3 protein-coding genes are annotated in these 5,281 nt (G+C 43.4%); 1 reads left to right on the forward strand and 2 read right to left on the reverse strand.

The annotated features are described in order from the left end of the window. Together CXF78_RS12820 and rapA are read right to left on the reverse strand one after the other, a co-directional pair. Positions 1 to 751, reverse strand: a 751-nt coding sequence (locus CXF78_RS12820) for a DUF3530 family protein (protein ID WP_102037017.1), incomplete at its 3' end; no start/stop codon positions are given. Between the two features lie 48 nt (positions 752 to 799). Then, positions 800 to 3,706: an RNA polymerase-associated protein RapA gene (gene rapA, locus CXF78_RS12825; protein WP_011638927.1), complete on the reverse strand. Its 2,907-nt coding sequence runs from the start codon at positions 3,704 to 3,706 to the stop codon at positions 800 to 802. Positions 3,707 to 4,032: 326 nt separating this feature from the next. On the opposite strand from rapA, the gene CXF78_RS12830 reads away from it, so the two are divergent. After that, the coding region (locus CXF78_RS12830) for a PhoH family protein (RefSeq protein WP_102037016.1) at positions 4,033 to 5,281 on the forward strand (1,249 nt) is incomplete at its 3' end.

The raw sequence follows: 5,281 nt of genomic DNA on the forward strand, positions 1-5,281 counted from the left end.
TGGTGACTAATTGCTCGGCGATCGATTTACGCTGACTTTGCGGATCAATTAAGTACTCAAACTCGCGATAAGCATTGACGATGACTAGCACATCAGGGGTAGGGATTTTTTTGTCATAAAGCAGATTCGTGACCATTCCGGCTGTGTCATCAATAACAATTAGAATCTTGCCCCCAGGAAATAAACTGGTGGTTGAGGTTAATTGGTTTAGGGCCTCATTGAGATTACTTTGCTGAAAGTTGCGTAGCTCAAGCAACTGAGATGACTCATACTTTGGAGTGCTTTTATTGCTGGTTAATTGCAGTTGTTCGGTGCCTGCTTTAGTGACTTCTTCAGGTTTTGTTGCATAGTTAGGCCGATATAGCCCTTTTGCTGGCGTTAAGCTAATACTCGCCCAACCGCGAGCATTAATATTGGTTCGTAAGTAGCTGGCTAAGCCGGCAGCATCAGCATCGGTGTCAGAGGCTGCAATAATCATCGCCGAACCAAAGTGTTTTTTACTCTGCCAAGACCTTACAAGCACTTCAGTTTGCTTACCGTCAATAGTGATAAATTTGATTTCATCGGCAGGTAAGTGACCGTAGGGTTGCTGTGCCTTTGCGCTAGGCGCTGCCAGCAATATGCTTATCGTTACGATTAATAACTGACTAAATTGTCCTAGTTGCACCATAACCTCGAGCGAATGAAACCATAATGCGGTTAGCTTAATGTATAACGGCGAATAAAAACAATGCCCTGATATACAGGGCATTGGTTACACGACATGATTACTACAATATTGTTTAATGCTTGTTAGCCGTTATACGTGGCTGACAAGTACCATACGTATTGCATCAAGCTGTAATTGACTGTTATCCATGTAGCCAGTTATCTCGGTCATTTGATTACGAATATATTCTAGCTCGTCTTCACGAATGTTCGGATTTACGGCTTTTAAGGCTTCAAGTCGTTCCAGTTCGCCTGTAAGTTGCTGAGTCATTTTAGCGCGGGCATCCACGACTAGCTGCGTAAGCGACTCTTTTGCATACTCTTCACCTTTGGCCAATAGCGGATGCAAAATAGGCTGTGAGGCATTGACGAGCTTGCTAGCGATGTGACGATTTACCGCACTTAGCTGTTTATCAAAACTGGCGTAGTCCACTTTGTCTGCCATGTTAAGACCATTTTTATCCAGTAACACACGGATAGGTGTCGGTGGTAAATAACGGTATAACTGAGTCGATTTTGGTGCTGAGGCATCGGCCATGTAAATCAATTCTAAAAACAGAGTACCTGCTGGAAGCGCTTTATTCTTTAGAATTGCCACACTGGTGGTGCCCGTTTCTGAGCCGGTGATTAAATCTAAGCCGGTTTGTACTAAAGGATGCTCTTGGGTGATAAATGCAATGTCATCACGAGACAAAGCGGTTTCACGATCAAACGTCACAGTAATACCGTCTTCATTTAACCCAGGATAAGTAGGGAACATCATGTGTTCACTCGGGCGTAAAATGATTGAGTTTTCACCGCGATCTTCTTGATCGACACCAATAATATCCCACAAGCGGATTACCGAACCGATGAGATGAGTATCGTTATCGCTGTCTGATAAACGCTTAATTAATGCATTGGCACGCTCGCCGCCATGAGAGTTGATCTCAAGTAGTTTATCGCGACCTTGCTCCATTGCCTGTTTAAGTTCTTTATAACGATGCTGGGTGTGATTCAGCAATTGAGTCATCAGATCTTCATCGTCGTCGCAAAGTACGTTAATCAGTTCATCGGCAAATTCGTTAAACAACACATGACCGCTCGGGCAGGTGAGTTCGAATGCATTGAGTCCTTGATGATACCAACGCATCAATCTTTCTTGAGCGGTATCGCGCAAGTAAGGCAAATGAATTTGGATATCGTTTTGTTGTCCAATACGATCTAAGCGGCCAATACGCTGCTCTAATAAATCAGGGTTGAGCGGTAAATCGAACAAAATTAAATGGCTAGCAAACTGGAAGTTACGTCCTTCAGAACCAATTTCAGAACAAATTAATGCTTGAGCGCCACCTTCTTCTTGAGCAAAGTAAGCGCCGGCTTTATCGCGTTCGATAATCGACATATCTTCATGGAATACCGTAGCTTGAATACCTTCGCGGGTTCGCAGCGCTTCTTCAAGGCTTAATGCGGTTTCTGCTTGGCTAGCAATAATCAGTACTTTTTTACTGCGATGCGATTTTAGAAACTCAATTAACCAGTCTACCCGTGGATCAAACTTCCACCAGCTGGCACTGTCGTTTTCAAATGCCTGGTAAAGCTTCTCAGGGCTTAATGCTTGTGCTGCTTTGGCCTGTGGCTGCTTGGCACTGCCCATCATGGCGTTAACGCGTTCAGCGGTAACGTACTGCGCAGGCATGTCATGTGGGTAAGCATTAAATAAACGCTTCGGAAAGCCTTTAACTGATGCGCGGCTGTTACGATACAGTACGCGGCCAGTGCCATGGCGGTCGAGTAATTCTTGGAGCAATTCTTGACGTGCCGCTTGCTGTGATTCTGCATCAACATCTTTTGACTGGATCAAACGAATGCTTGGCTCGATGTCTTTCTCGCTAAGCAACTCAGTTAAGCTATTAATTGCGCTGTCGGGTAATTTTTTATCCTGACTTAATGCTTCAGCCGCTTCTGCCACATCTTTGTAGCTTGCTTCTTCAGCTAAAAAAGCATCGTAATCATAAAAACGATCAGGATCGAGCAAACGTAAACGAGCAAAGTGGCTTTGATGACCGAGTTGATCAGGGGTCGCGGTAAGGAGCAATACGCCTGGGACCACTTCACTTAACGCTTCGACGATTTTATAGGCGCGACTTGGTGCGTCTTCTGACCATTCTAAATGGTGAGCTTCATCGACAACCATTAAGTCCCAATCAGCATCTACAGCTTGTTCAAGACGTTTTTTCTTACGCAGTAAATCAAGTGAGCAAATGATCAATTGTTCGGTGTAAAACGGGTTGTCATTGTCGGCATACGCTTCTACACAACGATCTTCATCAAACACTGAAAAGCGCAAATTAAAGCGGCGCAACATTTCAACTAACCATTGGTGACGTAGTGTGTCCGGCACAATGACTAAAATACGTTCAGCACGACCAGTAAGTAATTGCTGATGAATAATTAAGCCAGCTTCAATGGTTTTACCTAAACCGACTTCATCAGCCAGTAATACGCGTGGAGCGTAACGGCTACCCACTTCATGAGCGATCCACTGCTGATGTGCAATTAAGCCTACGCGTGGGCCTTGCTGGCCGAGTAAATCTGAGGTGGCTAATTTGTGGCGCAATAACTGACATTGATAACGCACCCCAAAACGTTCGAGGCGGTCAATTTGTCCGGCGAATAAACGATCTTGTGGTTTATTAAAGCGAATATTGTGGCTTAGCATGGTCTCACGAAGACTGACTTTTTCTTGAGTCTCGCTATGAATACCATGATAAATCACCAATTGGTTTTTTTCTTCAAGCTCTTCAATGGTGATACTCCAACCTTCACCGCTTTCGACAGTGTCACCTGGGTTAAAAATAACTCGGGTTAAGGGAGCTTCACTGCGAGAAAACATCCGGTTTTCTCCAGTGGCAGGGAATAGCAGCGTAACCATGCGGCCTTCAACTTGAACGACTGTTCCTAATCCGAGTTCTGACTCGGTATCACTTATCCAGCGTTGACCTAAGGCAAACGGCATCTTTTACTCTCATTTATTGCGTGAAACAAAAAAGGGGGCGTATGTTAAACCAAACCCATCCAGATTGAAATTCTAGCATTGATTTATCGTTTAGATGTTCATTTTTACATCATCTTGACATGTTAGCGTCACATTGACGTCATAGTGTGAAACAAAGGCGATGATGATGACATTGAGTTCTAACCCAACAAATGGCATATTTTATTAAGGCAGCATTGCTCATGGCAATGGCCTGTTTTCAATAGAGACTTTAATTATCCCTTTAATGTTATACGTTTAGTTAAGTGATACTGATATCTATTCATTGAGAGCACTCTGGAGGCACCATGCAACAAAACGACAAAAAGTTGTTTGTACTGGATACCAACGTGTTACTACATGAACCTTTAGCGATATATTCGTTTAAAGAACATGATGTAATTATTCCCATGACAGTGTTAGAAGAGCTCGACAGTATTAAGGATCGCAAGCGAGATGTGAGTCGTGATGCACGAGTTGCCATACGTGCATTAGAAGATATTCTTGGTGGTCCCACAACCCCGGAGCAAATTTTAAAAGGCGTAGCATTGCCTACTCGCGAAGAACATTCTCAGGTTTCTGGCCATTTATCGATTTTCCCAGATCATCAAGTAGAGTTTATCATCGGCTCGCTGCCTGGAGACAATAACGATAACCGCATTATCAACACCGCCCTGCATTTACAAAAAATCCATTTTCCTCGCACCGTCGTGTTAGTCACCAAAGACATTAACATGCGCTTAAAAGCCAAAGGTGCAGGTATTGAGCGTGTAGAAGATTACCGCAGCGATCAGTTAATTGATGATGTGCGCTTTCTCGCGAAAGGCTTTTATCAATTTTCTGGGGATTTTTGGCAAAATGTCGATAAAGTTTCCACTGAACGTAGAGGGTTACATACGGTTCACCAAGTGCCATTGGAACATCTTGGTAATGAAAACTTTTATCTTAACCAGTATTTAATCGATGACAGCTCAGATTTTTGTGGTCGAGTGGTCAGTAAAACCGATAAACATTTAGAGATGATCGATCGCGGCCGAGATCGCTTATTACATCATGAAGCGTGGGGCATTAACCCAAAGAATATTTACCAAGGTATGGCACTTGATGCCTTGTTAGATCCTGATATTGAACTGATTATTTTGACGGGACCAGCAGGTTGCGGCAAGACGCTATTGGCGATGGCCGCGGCATTAGAATTGGTAGTTGAACGTAAGTTATATGATAAAATTATCGTCACCCGTAATACCCCTGAAATTGCTGAATCGATAGGTTTTTTACCTGGCAGCGAAGAAGAGAAAATGACCCCTTGGCTTGCTGCAATTACCGATACGCTTGAAGTGCTCCATAAAAATGATGTAAACCCAGCTGGTAGCGTTAATTACATAATGGAAAAAGCCAACATTCAGTTTAAATCGATTAACTTTATGCGCGGCCGCTCTATTCAAAATTCGGTGGTTATTTTAGATGAATGTCAAAACCTAACAGCGTCACAAATTAAAACCATGATCACTCGTATGGGTGAGGGGACTAAGCTGATTTGTAGTGGTAATTTAGCCC

It is taken from the genome of Shewanella sp. 11B5 (genome assembly GCF_002836795.1).
Taxonomy (GTDB): Bacteria; Pseudomonadota; Gammaproteobacteria; order Enterobacterales; family Shewanellaceae; genus Shewanella; species Shewanella frigidimarina.